Source organism: Pseudomonas sp. B611, from assembly GCF_055407965.1.
The window spans coordinates 1-17,934 of the sequence record NZ_JBUZST010000029.1; the positions used below are offsets into that span (position 1 = coordinate 1).

Below are 17,934 nucleotides of genomic sequence, written 5' to 3' on the forward strand. Positions count from 1 at the left end.
TTTAACCTTGCCCCGCACCACCGGCACCGGATTCGAAACCAACTGATCCCCAGCCTTCAACGGCGCATCCGGGATCGTCTTGATCGCCGTCGCCGGCCCCCCCAGCAACAACGGCTTCGACGCCTCGACATGCGCATCCAACTTCGGCCCCACTACCTGATCAGCCAACATCTGCAACCACTTACGCGCTTGAGCAGACTTGATGCGCTCCAATACCTGGGCACCCAGACGTATCTGCACCCCCATGCCCCGCGTTGCCCACACCAGAAGCAGATTGATCAGCACTTCGCCGGTGATCTTGCCCAGCAATTCGTACATCTGCGGCGGCGGCAGCATGCGTATCCAGCTGACCGCCGCTGACAGATAGATGAACAGCAGTGGTTCATCACTGAGCACCAACAGACCCTTGGCGAGCGCGTCCTTGCCCAGTGCCAGCAGCTGATTCAGTTCGCTTTCGGACATGAATTTCAGCAACTTCTTGCTGTTGGCCTTGAGGTCACTCAGCAGTTCGTACAGTTGTGTGAAATTGCCCCAAAGGTTGTAGAGCGCACTGCCAAACCCCGTCGTAAACCCAATGCCTTGCTTCACACTGCGCTCTAAAGGCGTGGCGTTGGCAAAGGTGTCCCATTGGGCTTTGAAGGTCTTTGTCCACTCATCGCGCAGCTGACTTTCCAGCCCGCTGATCACCGACTGATAAGACGCATACAGCGCCTTGACGTGATCCTTGGAAACGTTGGGATAAAAGGTGATTTGGTAGAGCTGGTCGCGGGTGCAGTCCTTGATTTCAAGAATCCCGCTGGGGCCGATGGTGTGTGGGATAGGCGCACCTATCGGGCTTTTGTCCTGCGCAAGCGCTTGCAGCATCACCGGTGTGTTGCCGATGGGCACGAACCGCGTGCTTTCGAACATGTGCACCAGGGTCAGCGAGCCTTGGGCCTTGCAGACGGCAGTCGTACGACTGGGCTTTTCTGACGACGCCGGTGCGACGAGAGTGACCTCTTCGCCAACCTTGAATACCTGCTCGACTTCCAGCGCCGAGCGAGTCCAGTAGTTATCAGCCCATTTATCGAAGGTGTTCAGGCAATTGCGGAAATCGCGTAGGACGCTTTCGACATCCGGCTTTTCGCCATCCATTGGGGCCAGGACAAAGCTGGCGATGACCGGAGTCAAGCGACAGCCCCAGCATTCAGAGCATTCACAACAACATCCATCTGCAATCCCTCGCACGGTGAAATCAGGCGAAGGACTTTGCAGGCGTTCCCAGGGCAGGGCAGTAGAGCTAATCCGGCGGTTGCGTGGGACGTTTCGACAGCGCTTGTGTTCCCTCTTGCGACTGGCGGCTATTGTCAGAAATTTCCCACAGGAGTACAAATGTACTCCATGACGACTCTAACCCCTCGCCGTACCGCCATCCTGACCTTCATCCGCGACCGTATCGCGCAACAAGGCCAGCCCCCCAGCCTCGCCGAGATCGCCGAGGCGTTCGGTTTTGCCTCGCGCAGCGTGGCGCGCAAGCATGTGCTGGCGTTGACCGAAGCCGGTTTTATCGAGGTCAACCCCAATCAGGCGCGTGGTATTCGCTTGCTCAACCAGCCGCCGCGGCCGGAGTGGCTGGATGTGCCGGTGCTTGGTCGTGTCGCGGCGGGCTTGCCGATTGGTGCCGATGCCGACGTGCACAGCCGCCTGCAACTGGACCCCGCCACCTTCGCGAAAACCCCGGACTACCTGCTGCGGGTGCAGGGCGATTCGATGATCGAAGACGGCATTCTCGACGGCGACCTGGTGGGTGTACGCCGCAGCGCCGAAGCCTTGAACGGGCAGATTGTGGTGGCGCGCCTGGACGGTGAAGTGACCATCAAGCGTTTCGAACGCCATGGCGACAGCGTGCGCTTGTTGCCGCGCAACCCTGCGTATCAACCCATCGTGGTCAAGCCTGACCAGGACCTGGCGATCGAAGGGGTGTTCTGCGGTTTGGTGAGGCAAGGCTGATGGGCGCCGTCGTTGCGTTGGACACGCTGTTCAATGGCGGCCGCGTCTGGAAAGGCAGACCCGCCGCGCCACCGGCCAGCGTGCATCCCACCGGGCTTGCGGGGTTGGACGCGGTGTTGCCCAGCGGCGGTTGGCCGGAGGCGGCCTTGAGTGAAATCCTCATGGCCAAGGAGGGCGTCGGCGAGTTGCAATTGGTACTGCCCACCCTGGCGCGCTTATCCAAGGCTGGCGAGCGCATTGTGTTGGTGGCGCCGCCCTACACGCCGTATCCCCACGCCTGGCAGAACGCCGGGGTGGATTTGCGCCTGCTCTCGGTGATCCAGGCCGAGGAGCGTGATGCGCTGTGGGCGGTGGAGCAATGCCTGCGCTCCGGCAGTTGCGGCGCGGTGTTGTGTTGGCCGCGCAAGGCCGATGATCGTGCGTTGCGGCGCTTGCAGGTGGCGGCGGAAACCGGGCAGACCCTGGCGTTTGCCTGGCGCTCTTTGAGCGAGGCGATCAATTCATCGCCCGCTGCTTTGCGTCTGGCGGTTGAAGCGAAACCCGCGCAAGTGCGGGTGCTCAAGTGCCGTGGCGGCCGGGCCCATCCGGCGCCGATTGCCCTGGCCGGGCACTGAGGTTGGCATGCGCTGGGTGTGTATTGTCTTCCCGCAATTGGCGCTGGACGGGGTGCAGCGCGTGCATCCCGAACCGGACCAGCCCCTGGCCCTGCTGGCCGGTACGCCGCAGCGCCGGGTGCTGCAAACCGTCAATGACGCCGCCCGCGCCCTGGGCCTGCGCCCCGGCCAGTCGCTGACGGCGGCCCATGCCCTGGCCAAGACGTTTGCCAGTGCCGAATACGACCCCGCCGAGATCGAGCGCTGGCAGCAATTCCTCGCGGCCTGGGCCTATCGCTTCAGCTCCCAGGTCAGCCTGTATTACCCGCGCGCCTTGTTGTTCGAGATCGAATCGAGCCTGGGTTTGTTTGGCCCGTGGCCGCAGTTCGAAGCGCGCTTGCGCGCGGAACTGACGGAGCTGGGCTTTCGTCACCGCATCGTCGCCGCGCCCAACCCGGCTGCGGCGCGGGTGCTGGCCAATCTCTACGACGGCCTGGCCGTGGCCGATGATGAACGCTTGATGCAAGCCCTGGCGCCGCTGCCCATCGACCGCGCCGGCCTTGACCCGCAGGCGGCCACAGCCTTGTCGCGCATGGGCCTGCGCACCCTGGCCCAAGTGCAGGCGTTGCCCCGGCATACTCTGGCGCGACGCTTTGACGCCAGCCTGCTCAAGCACCTGGACGCCCTGAGCGGGCAGCGCCCGTTGGCCCTGGCGTTTTATCAGCCACCGGATCAGTTCGATGTGCGCATCGAGTTGAATTTCGATGTGCAATCCCATCAAGCGCTGCTGTTTCCCTTGCGCCGCTTGACCGGCGATTTGTCCGCCTTCCTCTGTGGGCGTGACAGTGGCGTGCAGCGTTTTGACCTGCACCTGGAGCATGCCCAGGCGCCCGACAGCGTGATCAAGGTCGGCCTGCTCAGCGCCGAGCGTGAACCGGCGATGCTGTTTGAACTGGCCCGTGGCCGCCTGGAGCAAGTGCAAGTCACCTCGCCCGTGCGCGGCTTTCGCCTGGTGGCCGAGGATCTACCGGTGTTTGTGCCGCAACGCCAGGACCTGTTCGACGACCGCCCGCACCAAACCCTGCCCTGGGAGCAATTGCGCGAACGTCTGCGCGCACGGCTGGGGGATGAAGCGGTACAGGGCCTGCGTTTTCACGCCGACCATCGCCCCGAATGCGCCTGGCAAGCGGTGGCCGACAGTCGCCCCAGCCCAACCCTGGATAAAGTCCAGCGCCCCGGCTGGTTGCTGAGCGAACCGACCTTGCTCGCCGAGCAGGGCCTCCAGATCCTCATGGGCCCGGAGCGCATCGAATCCGGCTGGTGGGACGGCGCGGATATCCGCCGCGACTACTACCTGATCCAGACCCGCGCCGGCCAACAAGGCTGGGCCTATCGCACCGTGGGCCACAACGATGGGCTGTGGCTGCAAGGCTGGTTTGCATGAGTTACGCCGAGCTGCATTGCCTGTCGAATTTCAGCTTCCAGCGCGGTGCGTCCACGGCGCTGGAGCTGTTCGAGCGGGCCAAGCGCCAAGGCTACAGCGCCCTGGCGATCACCGATGAATGCACGCTGGCGGGCATTGTGCGGGCGTGGCAGGCGGCGAAAGCGGTGGAGCTGCCGCTGATTATCGGCAGCGAGATGCGCATCGAGAACGGCCCGAAAGTGGTGCTGTTGGTGGAAAACCTCAGCGGCTACCAGCAGCTGTGTCGCTTGATCACCCTGGCCCGGCGCCGTGCTGAAAAGGGCAGTTATCGCTTGCTGCAAGAAGACTTCGACCAGCCGCTGCCCGGCCTGTTGGCGCTGTGGATCGCCGCAGATCACGACACCCAGGCCGATATCCAATGGCTGCGCCACACCTTCGCCGAACGCCTGTGGCTGGCGGTGCAGCTGCATTGTGGCCAGGACGATGCGCGCCACTTGCAACAACGCCTGCAACTGGCCGCCAGCCTGCAACTCCCCGTCGTCGCTTGCGGCGATGTACACATGCATGCCCGTGGCCGCCGCGCCCTGCAAGACACCATGACCGCCATCCGCCATCACGTGCCGGTGGCCGAAGCCGGCACGCGCCTGCATCCCAACGGCGAGCGGCACCTGCGCAGCCTCGACGCCCTGGCCGCGTTGTACCCGCAAGCCTTGCTCGACGAAACTGAAACCATCGCTCGCCGTTGCACCTTCGACCTCAGCCAGTTGCGCTACCACTACCCGCGCGAGCTGGTGCCCGCCGGCCATGACGCCAAATCCTGGCTGCGCGCCGTGACCGAAGAGGGCATCGCCCAGCGCTGGCCCCAGGGCGTCGATGCAAAGACCTTGCAGCAGATCAACAACGAGCTGGAGCTGATCAGCGAGCTGGGCTACGAAAGCTACTTCCTCACCGTGCACGACATCGTGCGCTTCGCCCGCAGCCGCTCGATCCTGTGCCAGGGCCGGGGCTCGGCGGCCAACTCGGCGGTGTGTTTTGCCTTGGGCATCACCGAGATCAACCCGAGCCTGACGAGCATGCTGTTCGAGCGTTTCCTGTCGCGCGAGCGCAACGAGCCGCCGGATATCGACGTGGACTTCGAACACGAGCGCCGCGAAGAAGTGCTGCAGTACGTGTTCCAGCGCTACGGCCGCACGCGTGCGGCGTTGACGGCGGTGGTCAGCAGTTACCACGGCGCCGGCGCCGTGCGCGATGTGGCCAAGGCCTTGGGCTTGCCACCGGACCAGGTCAACGCGCTGGCCGAGTGCTGCGGGCGCTGGAGCGACGAAGCGCCGCCCCTGGAGCGTCTGCGCGAAGGCGGCTTCGACCCTGACAGCCCGATCCTGCGCCGAGTGCTGACGCTGACCCAGCAATTGATCGGTTTCCCCCGGCACCTGTCCCAGCACCCCGGCGGCTTCGTGATTTCCGAATACCCGCTGGACACCCTGGTGCCGGTGGAAAACGCCGCCATGGCCGAGCGCACCATCATCCAGTGGGACAAGGACGACCTTGACGCCGTCGGCCTGCTCAAGGTGGATATTCTCGCCCTTGGCATGCTCAGTGCGATCCGCCGTTGCTTCGACCTGTTGCGCCGCCATCGTCATCTGGACCTGGCGTTGGCGAGTATTCCCAAGGAAGACCCGGCCACCTACGCGATGATCAGCAAGGCCGACACCATCGGCGTGTTCCAGATCGAGTCGCGGGCGCAGATGTCGATGTTGCCGCGCTTGAAACCGCAGACGTTCTACGACCTTGTGATCGAAGTGGCGATTGTGCGCCCGGGGCCTATCCAGGGCGGCATGGTGCATCCGTACCTGCGGCGGCGGAACAAGGAAGAAGAGACCACCTATCCCTCGCCGGAGCTGAAAGCGGTGCTGGAACGCACCCTGGGCATTCCGCTGTTCCAGGAACAGGTCATGCAAATCGCCATGGTTGCCGCCGATTACGGCCCCGGCGAGGCGGACCAGTTGCGCCGTTCCATGGCGGCGTGGAAGCGTCACGGCGGCCTGGAGCCGCATCAGGCGCGCCTGCGCACGGGCATGTTGAAAAACGGCTACAGCGAAGCCTTTGCCGCGCAGATCTTCGAGCAGATCAAGGGCTTTGGCAGTTATGGCTTTCCCGAATCCCACGCGGCCAGTTTCGCCTTGCTGACCTACGCCAGTTGCTGGCTCAAGTGCCACGAACCGGCGGCGTTCGCCTGTGCGCTGATCAACAGTTGGCCCATGGGCTTCTACAGCCCGGACCAGATCCTGCAAGACGCGCGGCGCCATCACTTGCAGATCCGCCCGGTGGATGTGCAGGCCAGTGACTGGGATTGCAGCCTGGAGCCCATCGACGGCGCGCAACCGGCGATTCGCATGGGCTTGCGCATGATCGCGGGGTTTCGCGAAGAGGATGGGCGGCGCATCGAGGCGGCGCGCCAACGTCGCCTGTTCAGCGACATTGCCGACCTGGACGAACGCGCCGGGTTGGATGCCCGCACCCAGGCGTTGCTGGCGGATGCCGGCGCCTTGCGTGCCTTGGCGGGCAACCGGCATACGGCGCGTTGGGAGGTGGCCGGGGTGCACAAGCAACTCGGGCTGTTTGCCGGCCTGCCCAGTCCCGACGAAACGCCGGTCGAACTGCCAGCGCCGACGGTGGGCGAGGACGTGCAGGCGGATTACGCGACGGTCGGCACCACCCTGGGCCCGCATCCGCTGGCGTTGCTGCGCGCTGAATTGCGCCGGCGGCGCTGCCGCAGTTCCGAGGAGCTGATGGCGGTGGAGCATGGGCGCAATGTCAGCATCGCCGGGTTGGTCACCGGTCGTCAGCGTCCCGGCACGGCGAGCGGGGTGACCTTTGTCACCCTGGAAGACGAGTTCGGCAACCTCAATGTGGTGGTCTGGCGCGACCTGGCCGAGCGCCAGCGCCAGGCACTGGTGGGCTCGCGGCTGCTGAAAGTGGACGGGCGTTGGGAAGCGGTGGGCGAGGTGCGGCACTTGATCGCCGGGCGCTTGACCGACCTCACGCCGCTGCTGGACGGGATCAATGTGCGCAGCCGGGATTTTCACTGAGGGCGGTGGTGGCTGCGCGGTTTAGCGCCTAACGTACATGCGGTGAAACCATCTACGTTTGCAGCGCTCCAAACTTAACGATGTCTTCTTTGCGCACAGAGCCAACCGATGCAGTTTTTATCCAACCCTCACGGCTGTGAAGGCTGGGCCGGCGAAATGGCCCAGCGCATCCGCGCGTTCGATTGGTCGGCCACCGACCTTGGGCCGATTGACCGCTGGTCCACCAGCCTGGCCTGCAACGTGCAGATGCTGCTGGCGTCCCCCGTGCCCATGGTGATGCTGTGGGGGCGGCTGGGCTACATGATCTACAACGACAGTTATTCGCGGTTTGCCGGCGGCCGCCACCCGTACCTGCTGGGCACGCCGGTGGAGCTGGGTTGGCCGGAGGTCGCCGAGTTCAACCGGCATGTGGTGGACACCTGTTTGGCGGGCGGCACCTTGTCGTTCAACAACAAGGACCTGGTGCTGCTGCGCAACGGCCAGCCGGAAACCGTATGGCTGGACCTCTACTACAGCCCAGTGGCCGGCGATGACCAGCAGCCGGCCGGGGTGTTGGCGATCGTGGTGGAGACCACCGAGCATGTGCATTCCGAGCGCGTGCGCCAGGAACTCACCCACAACCTGGAACAGCGCGTGGCCGCCGAAGTGCAGGCACGCTCCGCCGCCGAGGAGCAGTTGCGCCAGTCACAAAAACTGGAAGCCATCGGCGGCCTCACCGGTGGCGTGGCCCACGACTTCAACAACCTGCTGCAAGTGATCGCCGGCAACCTGCACCTGCTGGCGCGCCATGAGCCGGACAACGCCCAGGTGCAGCGCCGTGTGGCGGCGGCGATTGCGGCCGTGGAGCGCGGGGCCAAGCTGTCGGCGCAACTGCTCGCGTTTGCCCGGCGCCAACCGTTGTCGCCTGCCGTGTACAACCCGCAACGCATCTATGCGGGCTTGGGGGAGTTGCTGCAACGGGCGCTGGGGGAAACCATCCATATCGACGTGCAAATGCCCCAGGATGCCTGGTTTATCAATGTCGATCGCAACCAGCTGGAAAATGCGCTGCTCAACCTGGCAATCAATGCCCGCGATGCGATGAAAGGCGAGGGCGTGATCCGGATCACCGGGGAAAACATCATTCTCAACCCCGCCGATTGCGCGGGTAAAAGCATCAAGCCGGGCGAGTATGTGCGCTTGGCGGTCACTGACACGGGGGTTGGCATGTCCCCGGTCACCCTCAAGCGTGCGTTCGAGCCGTTCTTCACCACCAAGCGCGAAGGCCACGGCACCGGCCTGGGCCTGAGCATGGTGTTTGGGTTTGTGCGCCAAAGTGGCGGGCATGTGGAGATGTGGAGCGAGGAGGGCAAGGGCACGGTGGTGCAGATGTATTTTCCCCACAGCCTGGAGCCGGAAAGTCTCGATGTGCACATTGACCAGGTGCTGCACGCCGGCGGCCAGGAAACCATCCTGGTGGTGGAGGACAACGAAGGCGTGCGCTTGACCGTGGTCGAACTGCTGCAACAGTCGGGCTACACCGTGCTCACCGCCGAAGACGGCGACCGCGCCATGCAGGCGTTGCAAGGCGGGTTGCTGCCGGACCTGATTTTTACCGACGTGGTCATGCCTGGCCGCGTCAAAAGTACGGACCTGGCCGACTGGGCCCGTACACAGAACCCGCCCGTGGGGGTACTGTTCACCTCGGGCCATACCCGCGACATTCTTTCCAGCAATCATCTGCTTAGCCCCGACATTCACCTGCTGAGCAAACCCTACAGCCCCGAAGCCCTGACGCAACGGGTACGCAGCGTGCTCACCGCGCGATAAGGTTGACCATGACTTCACAGCGCAACATCCCTCAATTCCACGGTTTCGTGCGGGTGCGCGGCGCCCGCGAGCACAACCTGCGCAACGTCGATGTGGATATTCCACGGGATGCCCTGGTGGTGTTCACCGGCGTGTCGGGTTCGGGCAAGTCGTCCCTGGCATTTTCCACGGTGTATGCCGAGGCGCAGCGGCGTTATTTCGAATCGGTGGCGCCGTATGCGCGGCGGCTGATCGACCAGGTTGGCGTACCGGATGTAGACAGCATCGAAGGCCTGCCGCCCGCCGTGGCCCTGCAACAACAGCGCGGCACGCCGAGTGCGCGCTCATCGGTGGGCAGCGTCACCACCTTGTCGAGCCTGATCCGCATGCTCTATTCCCGCGCCGGCAGCTACCCGCCGGGGCAGGCGATGCTGTATGCCGAGGATTTTTCGCCCAACCTGCCCCAGGGCGCGTGCCCGCAATGCCACGGCCTCGGCCGCGTGTATGAAGTGACCGAGGCGCTGATGGTGCCGGACCCTTCGCTGACGATTCGCCAGCGCGCAGTCGCCTCCTGGCCGTTGGCGTGGCAGGGCCAGAACCAGCGCGACATCCTTGTGACCCTGGGCTATGACGTGGATATTCCTTGGCGCGAGCTGCCGAAAAAGCAGCGCGACTGGATCCTGTTCACCGAAGAAACCCCGACCGTACCGGTGTACGCCGGTTTTACCCCGCAGCAGACCCGCGATGCGCTCAAGCGCAAGCTGGAGCCGAGCTACCAAGGCACCTTCAGCGGTGCACGGCGCTACGTCCTGCACACCTTCACCCACAGCCAAAGTGCGCTGATGAAAAAGCGCGTGTCACAGTTTATGCAGGGCAGCGCCTGCCCGTTGTGCGAGGGCAAACGCCTGAACAAGGCGGCGCTGTCGGTGAAGTTCGCCGGGGTGGACATTGGTGAGTTGTCGCAGTTGTCGTTGACGCAGTTGGCCGAACTGTTGCGGCCGGTGGCGGCGGGGCAGGACAGGATGCAGCTGTCGGTGGAAAAGCGCCTGGCCGCGCAACGCATCGCCCAGGATCTGCTGGAGCGGGTCAGCACCTTGACCGAGTTGGGCTTGGGCTATTTGTCCCTGGAGCGCAGCACGCCGACGTTGTCGTCCGGCGAATTGCAGCGCTTGCGCCTGGCCACGCAACTGGGGTCGCAACTATTTGGGGTGATCTATGTGCTGGATGAACCGTCGGCGGGGTTGCATCCAGCCGATGGCGAAGCGTTGTTCACCGCGCTGGAACGGTTGAAAGCGGCGGGCAATTCGTTGTTTGTGGTGGAACATGACCTGGAAACCATGCGCCGCGCCGATTGGTTGATCGACGTGGGGCCAGCGGCGGGTGAGCAGGGCGGGCAAGTCTTGTACAGCGGGCCACCGGCGGGGTTGGCGCAGATTGAAGCGTCACAGACCCGTGAGTATCTGTTTGCCGAAAAAAGCGGCTTGCCTCGGGTGTGTCGCGAGCCGCAGGGTTGGCTGAAGCTCGACGGCGTGACGCGCAACAATCTCAAGGAGCTGAGCGTGGATTTCCCCTTGGGCTGCTTTACGGCGGTCACCGGGATTTCTGGCTCGGGCAAGTCCAGCCTGGTCAGCCAGGCGCTGCTGGAACTGGTGGGCAGCGGCCTGGGTCGTGTGGTCGAAAACGATGAAGAGCCGAGCCTGGAAGACGACGCCCCGCAAACCAGCGGCGGACGGATCAGCGCCGGCCTGGAGCAGATCCATCGGCTGGTGCAGGTGGACCAGAAACCCATCGGCCGCACGCCACGTTCCAACCTCGCGACCTACACCGGGCTGTTCGACCACGTGCGCAAACTGTTTGCCGCGACACCGGCGGCAAAAAAGCGCGGTTATGATGCCGGGCAATTCTCCTTCAACGTCGCCAAGGGCCGCTGCCCGAACTGCGAGGGTGAAGGCTTTGTCAGCGTGGAATTGCTGTTTATGCCCAGCGTGTACGCACCGTGCCCGACCTGCCATGGCGCGCGCTACAACCCCGAGACATTGGCGATCCAATGGCAAGGCTTGAGCATCGCCGAGGTGCTGGGGCTGACGGTGGAGCAGGCCGTCGAAGTGTTTGCCGAACAACCCAGCGTGTTGCGCTCGTTGCAGGTGCTGCGCGATATCGGCCTGGGCTACCTGCGCCTCGGCCAGCCGGCCACCGAGCTGTCGGGCGGCGAGGCGCAGCGCATCAAACTGGCGACTGAGCTGCAACGCAATGCGCGGGGCGCCACGCTGTACGTCCTGGATGAACCGACCACCGGCCTGCATCCACGGGATGTGGACCGCTTGCTCAGCCAACTCAACCACCTGGTGGACGCCGGTCACACCGTGGTTGTGGTGGAGCATGAGATGCGCGTGGTGGCGCAGAGTGACTGGGTGATCGACATCGGGCCGGGGGCGGGGGACTTGGGTGGGGAGGTGGTCGTACAGGGAACGCCACAAACGGTGGCCAAAAACAAAACCAGCCGCACTGCGCCATTTTTGGCCCGAGAGCTACCCTGACAGACAGCACAGATGATGATCGTTCCCACGCTCTGCGTGGGAATGCCGCCGATGACGCTCTGCGTCATGCCTTCAAGAACGGACGCAGAGCGTCCAGGGATGCATTCCCACGCAGAGCGTGGGACCGATCCACCTGTGGAGCGGGCCAGTGTCCACATTTAGAGCAGTGTCTTGACCTCAAACATGACAAGACCCCGCGCAATGGTCTAGCTTCAAGGGCGTAAGCCATTGATCAACTTGCGGAGGTACGCCATGCCAGTGAAACACGACCTGTATCAGGACTTGGGGTTGAGCAAGGACGTCATTCACGAACGCAGGGCGAGCGACAAGCGTCTGGATTCGCTGCTCACTCAATACGACGACGCCGACAAAGAGGTGTTGAAGGCGGAAGCGGCCAGTGCCAGCGATGAGGATGTGGAGAAGCTGAAGAAGAAGCGGCTGTTGATCAAGGACAAAATTGTGGAGCAGCTGGGTTAACTGATACTCCTGTAGGGGAAAGGTCATATTTGTTCAGAATTGTCATAGGGACAGTGCCCGGCGCAGTCCCTATGATGCCCACCGCCCACCCGGCTCTTGGGGGCTTTTACGGTGTAAGGATTACGCCGGTGAGCTGGGTGGGTATCTTGTTTCAGGCATGCAGCGCTTTAATGCATGCCTCTATCGACCGCTGCTGCGTCTCTTCATACAGCGTCAACTCATCAATCGTCCGCCGCCCCAGTGCGTTCTCAAACTCGACCCTGTTCGAGTTGGCCGCGTAGTGACTCTGCGCCGCATCCCCCAGGTTTGACTGAAAAATCCCCGCCGCACTCACCGGCAGGAAATCTTCGTACACCAACGGCTCCACCGCCACATGACCTGCTGCGATCAGCGCCTCCAGTGTGCGCGGTTGATCGACTCTGCCGCGTGCCGCCAGGCCTTGTGCGGTGGCGAAGTAGCGGAAGTACGCCAGGCCCTGCTCGCGCATCTGCGCGTGGTTGTCGGGGAAGGCCTGGAAGTGCTGTTCCATCAATTGCACATAACGAGTGGCGTTGCCTTCAGTGGGGAACGCGCCGAGTTCATCGCGTGCGGCATTCAATAATTGGTCATACAGGGCGCGGCCTTTGGGGGTGAGTGCCACGCCGCGCTGTTCGATCTCGCCGAAGCGGGCGCTGTGGCTGCCTTGGGCGTCGGTGAAGGCGATGGCTTCGTCGAGGGCCTTGAAGCTGGTCTGGCGCAGCAGGATCGGGCACTGGCGGCGCGGTGGGCCTTCGATCACGGCCTTGGGGGTGATGCCTTTGCCGGGCATGGCGGCCTGGACCTGGTCGATGTCCAGGGTGCGCGGCGTCAGGTGGTTGATATGGGGGCCCTTGAAGGCCACCACGTCGGCGATCAGGCGGTGCTGGTCGCTGAGTTGCTGGTATTGGGTTCGGGTGACGGTGGCAGCGTGGTGCCAGCGAAAAGTTTCCAGGGCCTCGCGGATAAATTCCTCGGCGTCTACGGCGTTGAGTCCGTCAGCCTCTTCCGCCTGTTCGATCAGCGCCAGGGCGCGGTCGGTGAAGATGTTGCGTTTGGCCAGGGCGGTTTCGGCAAAGGCGCGCAGTTCGGGGTTTTCGATCAGTTCCAGGCGCAGCAACGAGGTGAATACGCGAAACGGGCTGGTTTGCAACGCCTGCTCATGCACCGCACGAAACGCGGTGGAATGCACCGGCACGCCGGCCGGGGTCAGGTCGTAGTAGCCCACCGGTTGCATGCCCATCACCGCAAACAGGCGGCCGATGGTGGCCAGCTCAAAGGCGGTGCCCAGGCGGATGGCCCCGTGGCGCTCCATGTCCAAACGCTGGATTTCGCCCGTGCGTTGCAGCTGTTGCGCCAGCGCTGGCTGGGTGTCGAGCACGCGGGTGTTGGTCTCGGCCACCAACGCCATCAGTGCGCCATAGAGTGGAACTTCATCTCGGTACATGTCGGACATGGCCTTGGAAAAGCCCTTGCGGATCTCGTCGGGGCTGACATGTGCGGTGGTAGGCATAGAAAAATTCCTGATGACGGTGGCGATGAAAGTGGCCTTGTTCTGGATTTTGTTGAGCGCCCGCCGCACTTGCAAACGAAGAATCCTCTGGACTTCATTCCCTGGATGAATGAGATGACGTGAATATGACAAAAATCGGCCAGATGAAAATTTCATTTTCCACTGTTTTTCCTAACTAATTCTTCACGCAGTCGCCCCCACCCGGCATGAAAGAATCGTCACGTTCGCAAGGATGAAAACGCCGTTTTGCACATCACACACATAAAAAAATGTTTAGGGGCCGTCGTTAATGAAAATTTCTACACTGGCGTTGTCGATCACCGCCGCCGTTCTTGCACAACACGCGTTAGCTGATGATTTTGGGCTCGGCTCCCTGGGCACGGGCACCGGTCACAGCGGTTTCCTTGAAGACAGCCATGCGTCCGTCAGTTCGCGGACCATGTACTACAGCGCTGACAACCGCTCGGGCAGCAACAACGACCTGCGCGAAGCCGCCACCGCGCTGCGGTTTGACTACAAATCCGGTTTCACCCAAGGCACCGTTGGCGTCGGTTTTGACGTGATGGCGTTCGGCGCCCTGCGCCTGGACGGTGGCGATGGCCACACCGCAGGCGCGGGCTTGTCGGGCAACGGCAACAGCTTCTTCCCGACCAAGAACAACGGCACTGAACCGGCTGACTCCTTTGGGCGTGCGGCAGGCAACGTGAAGTTCCGCATTTCCCAGACCGAGTTGCACGTGGGTGGCGGCTTGGCGCCGGTGTTGCCGATCCTGGTGTCCAACGACAGCCGCGTGGCACCGCAAACCTTTGATGGTGGCATCCTTACTTCCAACGATATTCCCAACGTCACTTTCACCGGCGGTGAGCTGAACCGTGCCGAAGGCCGTGCGTCCAGCAACTCCACCGGTTTGAGTGTGGCGGGCGGTCAGCGCGACAGTGATAGCTTCAAGTTCGGCGGGGTGGACTACAAGCCGTTTGGTTCTTCCGACAACGTCGTCGCGAAAAACCTGACGCTGCAGTACTACTACGCCCAACTGCAAGACTTCTACAAACAGAACTACTTCGGCCTGGTCCACGTATTGCCGCTGGGCAATGACCAATCGTTCAAGACCGACCTGCGCTACTTCGACAGCAGCAGCGATGGCAAGAACGGCCAGAGTGGCTACCAGTTCAACAACAACGGCGGCTATGCCAGGCACGCCAACGAAGTCGACAACAAAACCTACAGTGCGGCCTTCACCTACCAACTGGGCGGCAGCAGCTTGATGCTTGGCCATATCGGGGTGGGTGACGACGGCGGCTTTGTGTGGGTGAACCAGGGCAGCCTGGCCGATCCGCACGCACAAGGTGCCGGTGGCAGCGACTTCTACCTGTTCACCGACGCCGTGGTCGGCCAGTTCTCCCGGGCGGGCGAGCAGGTCAACTTTGGTCAGTACTCCTATGACTTCAAGGCCTACGTGCCCGGCCTGAAGGCGTCCGTGGCGTACCTGGATGGCCGGGACATCAAGGCGAAGGTGGCCGGTGGTCCAGACCAGAAAGAAAACGAAGCCGACTTCCGCCTGGACTACGTGGTGCAGGCCGGTCCTCTGAAAGGCTTCGGTACCACCTTCCGTACCGGTACCTACCACGGCAAGAACACCGGCACTGCCGATCAGGATCAAACCCGCCTGATCTTCAACTACACCTACGCCATCTTCTAAACCTTCATGTGCACACGGGCGTGGATGGGCCCTACACTGCACCTCACCTTGTAGGCGCAGGAGGACCCATGACGGCCACGCCCGTAACCCGGATTTCTGACACGATCGAAGGCCAACGCCTGGCAACCGGAGATGCCGAGCGCTGGCGCGAGTGGGGCCCGTACCTGAGCGAACGCCAATGGGGCACGGTGCGCGAAGACTACAGCGCCGATGGCGATGCATGGGCCTACTTCCCCCATGACCATGCGCGCAGTCGCGCCTACCGTTGGGGCGAGGACGGCCTGGCGGGGTTCAGTGACAAGGCGCAACGCTGGTGCCTGGGCCTGGCCCTGTGGAACGAGCGCGATGGGATCATCAAGGAACGCCTGTTCGGCCTGAACAACGCCGAGGGCAACCACGGTGAAGACGTCAAGGAGCTGTACTTTTTCGTCGATGGCGTACCGAGCCATGCCTACATGCGCATGCTCTACAAATACCCCCATGCTGTCTTTCCGTACGAGGATCTGATCGCCGAGAACGCCCGCCGTGGGCTGGCTGACGCCGAGTACGAAATCCTCGATACCGGCGTATTCGAAGACAACCGCTACTGCGATGTCAGTGTCGAATACGCCAAGCATCAACCGGATGATATTTTCATGCGCATCACCGTGCATAACCGCTCGGACCAGCCGACGCGGTTGCAGGTGTTGCCCCAGTTGTGGGCGCGCAATGATTGGAGCTGGACCGTCGGCGCGCCCAAACCACAGTTGACGCTGGACGGCGACCACGTGCTGGCACGTCATCATGCGTTGCCTGACCGCCATCTCAGCGCGTGGGGAGAGCAGGGCGTTGAGTGGTTGTTCTGTGAAAACGAAAGCAACCATCCCCGGCTGGAGGGGCAACCGGCGCCGGGGCCGTTCAAGGATGGGATCAACGATTACGTGGTAGAGGGTGTCCAGTCGGCGATCCGCCATGACTGCGGCACCAAGGTTGCCGCGCGGTTCATCCTCGAATTGGCGGGCCTGCAAAGCACAATCCTCTACCTGCGGTTTGCACCGGTGGACGCTGTGCAGGTCAACGCGCGCAAGCTGTTTGAGCAGCGTCGCCAGGAGGCCGACGATTTCTACGCGGCCTTGCAACAGGGTATGGCGTCTGAGGACGCACGCAACGTACAGCGTCAGGCATTGGCCGGTTTGCTGTGGTCCAAGCAGCTCTACTATTTCGATGTGAACCAATGGCTCGATGGCGACCCGGCCCAGCCCGCGCCACCGGCCGAGCGCCTGCATATCCGCAATACCCATTGGCGGCACCTGTCCAACTTCGACATCCTCTCCATGCCCGATACCTGGGAATACCCCTGGTATGCCTCCTGGGACCAGGGCTTCCAGGCCGTGGCCATGGCGCTGATCGATCCGGCGTACGCCAAGCAACAGCTGTTGCTGCTGGTGAAGGATCGTTTCATGCACCCCAACGGCCAGTTGCCGGCGTATGAATGGCGCTTCGACGACGCCAACCCGCCCGTGCACGCCTGGGCCAGTTGGCGCGTGTATCAGCAGGACAAGGCACTGACTGGCGTAGGCGACATGGACTTCCTGGAGCGCATATTCCACAAACTGCTGCTGAATTTTTCCTGGTGGGTCAATCGCAAGGACGCCGAGGGGCGCAACCTGTTCCAGGGCGGCTTCCTCGGCCTGGACAATATTGCCTTGTTCGACCGCTCGGCCGCACTGCCGCCGGGTTATCAGCTGGATCAGGCCGACGGCACGGCGTGGGTCGCCGCGTATGCGCTGGACTTGATGCGCATCGCCCTGGAGCTGGCCAAGCGCAATGCGGTGTACGTGGATATCGGCGTGAAGTTTTTCGAGCACTTCTTGTACATCGCCGGGGCCATCAACCGCGTGGATGACAGCGCCGAAGGCCTGTGGGATGAACAGGACCAGTTTTTCTACGACGTGCTGCACCGCCCCGACGGCCAGAGTGAACCGGTACGCCTGCGTTCCATGGTCGGGCTGATGCCGCTGTTTGCCGTGTTGGTGCTGGAACAGCACGAACATGAAGGCCTGGAAGGGTTGCGTGAGCGTTTGCTGGGGTTTATGAAGCATCGGCCCGACTTGGCCAAGCTGGTGTCGCGCTGGAATGAACCGGGCCAGGGCAATCGCCTGTTGCTGGCGTTGCTGCGGGGTGAACGCACCAAGGACCTGTTGCGGCGCATGCTCGACGAGGCTGAGTTCTTGTCGGCGTTTGGTGTGCGTTCATTGTCCAAGGCGTTTGCCGAGCAGCCGCTGGCATTGAAGATGAACGGCAACACCTTGTGTGCGCGCTACCAGCCCGGGGAGTCCGATTCGCGCTTGTATGGCGGCAACTCCAATTGGCGCGGGCCGTTGTGGATGCCGGTGAACTACATGCTGATCGAATCGCTGCGGGAATTTCACCGCTACTACGCCGACAACTTCTCGGTGGAGTACCCGACGGGCAGTGGTTATCTGGCATCGCTGGAAGAAGTGGCTGACAGCCTCAGCGCGCGGCTGACGGGGTTGTTTCTAAGGGATGAGGAGGGGGTGCGGCCATCGATGGCGGGGTATGCGCAGTTGGAAGCGGACCCGGCGAGCCGTGACCTGGTGCTGTTCCACGAGTATTTCCATGGCGAGACCGGGCGCGGGTTGGGGGCATCGCATCAGACGGGGTGGAGTGCGTTGGTGGCGTTGTTGCTACAGCCCAAAACCTGAGCATCACAGCCAATCAAAATGTGGGAGCGGGCTTGCTCGCGAATGCGGAGTGTCAGCCAATGAATCTGGTACTGATACACCGCATTCGCGAGCAAGCCCGCTCCCA

General features: G+C 62.9%; 10 protein-coding genes and 1 pseudogene. 9 read left to right on the forward strand and 2 right to left on the reverse strand.

Going from position 1 to position 17,934, the window contains the following annotated elements; genetic code table 11:
- A pseudogene (locus tag ACZRMO_RS29065) lies at positions 1 to 1,170 on the reverse strand (type IV secretion protein Rhs); the annotation flags it as partial.
- 201 nt (positions 1,171 to 1,371) lie between these two features.
- On the opposite strand from ACZRMO_RS29065, the gene lexA reads away from it, so the two are divergent.
- The 7 genes from lexA (at position 1,372) to ACZRMO_RS29100 (ending at position 11,896) form a co-directional block, all read left to right on the forward strand.
- Entirely contained in the window at positions 1,372 to 1,989 is a 618-nt protein-coding gene (gene lexA / locus ACZRMO_RS29070; RefSeq protein ID WP_124526763.1) for a transcriptional repressor LexA, read from the forward strand.
- Positions 1,989 to 2,603, forward strand: coding sequence for a translesion DNA synthesis-associated protein ImuA (imuA, locus tag ACZRMO_RS29075; protein ID WP_463975137.1), 615 nt, complete (start codon positions 1,989 to 1,991; stop codon positions 2,601 to 2,603). Before lexA ends, imuA begins: the two co-directional genes overlap by 1 nt.
- Positions 2,604 to 2,610: 7 nt before the next feature.
- Positions 2,611 to 4,026, forward strand: a complete 1,416-nt coding sequence (locus ACZRMO_RS29080; RefSeq protein WP_463975138.1) for a Y-family DNA polymerase — start codon at positions 2,611 to 2,613, stop codon at positions 4,024 to 4,026.
- On the forward strand, positions 4,002 to 7,094 hold the full coding sequence (locus ACZRMO_RS29085; RefSeq protein WP_463975139.1) for an error-prone DNA polymerase: 3,093 nt from the start codon (positions 4,002 to 4,004) through the stop codon (positions 7,092 to 7,094). Before ACZRMO_RS29080 ends, ACZRMO_RS29085 begins: the two co-directional genes overlap by 25 nt.
- 108 nt (positions 7,095 to 7,202) lie before the next feature.
- Positions 7,203 to 8,903 carry an ATP-binding protein gene (locus ACZRMO_RS29090; RefSeq protein ID WP_463975140.1) on the forward strand — a complete coding sequence of 567 codons (1,701 nt, stop codon included), beginning with the start codon at positions 7,203 to 7,205 and terminating at the stop codon, positions 8,901 to 8,903.
- 8 nt (positions 8,904 to 8,911) lie between these two features.
- Positions 8,912 to 11,419: an excinuclease ABC subunit UvrA gene (gene uvrA / locus ACZRMO_RS29095; RefSeq protein WP_463975141.1), complete on the forward strand. Its 2,508-nt coding sequence runs from the start codon at positions 8,912 to 8,914 to the stop codon at positions 11,417 to 11,419.
- 252 nt (positions 11,420 to 11,671) lie between these two features.
- A complete protein-coding gene (locus ACZRMO_RS29100; RefSeq protein ID WP_463975142.1) occupies positions 11,672 to 11,896 on the forward strand; it encodes a DUF465 domain-containing protein in 225 nt (74 codons plus the stop codon).
- A 151-nt stretch (positions 11,897 to 12,047) separates the two neighbouring features.
- On the opposite strand, the gene hglS is transcribed toward ACZRMO_RS29100, so the two are convergent.
- Positions 12,048 to 13,424: a 2-oxoadipate dioxygenase/decarboxylase HglS gene (gene hglS / locus ACZRMO_RS29105; protein ID WP_463975143.1), complete on the reverse strand. Its 1,377-nt coding sequence runs from the start codon at positions 13,422 to 13,424 to the stop codon at positions 12,048 to 12,050.
- A gap of 289 nt (positions 13,425 to 13,713) precedes the next feature.
- Here hglS and ACZRMO_RS29110 point away from each other — a divergent pair, with 289 nt between their 5' ends.
- A complete protein-coding gene (locus ACZRMO_RS29110; RefSeq protein WP_124526755.1) occupies positions 13,714 to 15,123 on the forward strand; it encodes an OprD family outer membrane porin in 1,410 nt (469 codons plus the stop codon).
- A 68-nt stretch (positions 15,124 to 15,191) separates the two neighbouring features.
- The gene (locus tag ACZRMO_RS29115; RefSeq protein ID WP_463975144.1) at positions 15,192 to 17,828 is read left to right on the forward strand and encodes an MGH1-like glycoside hydrolase domain-containing protein; all 2,637 of its coding nucleotides are present in this window, start codon (positions 15,192 to 15,194) and stop codon (positions 17,826 to 17,828) included.
- The last annotated feature ends 106 nt before the right edge of the window (positions 17,829 to 17,934 follow it).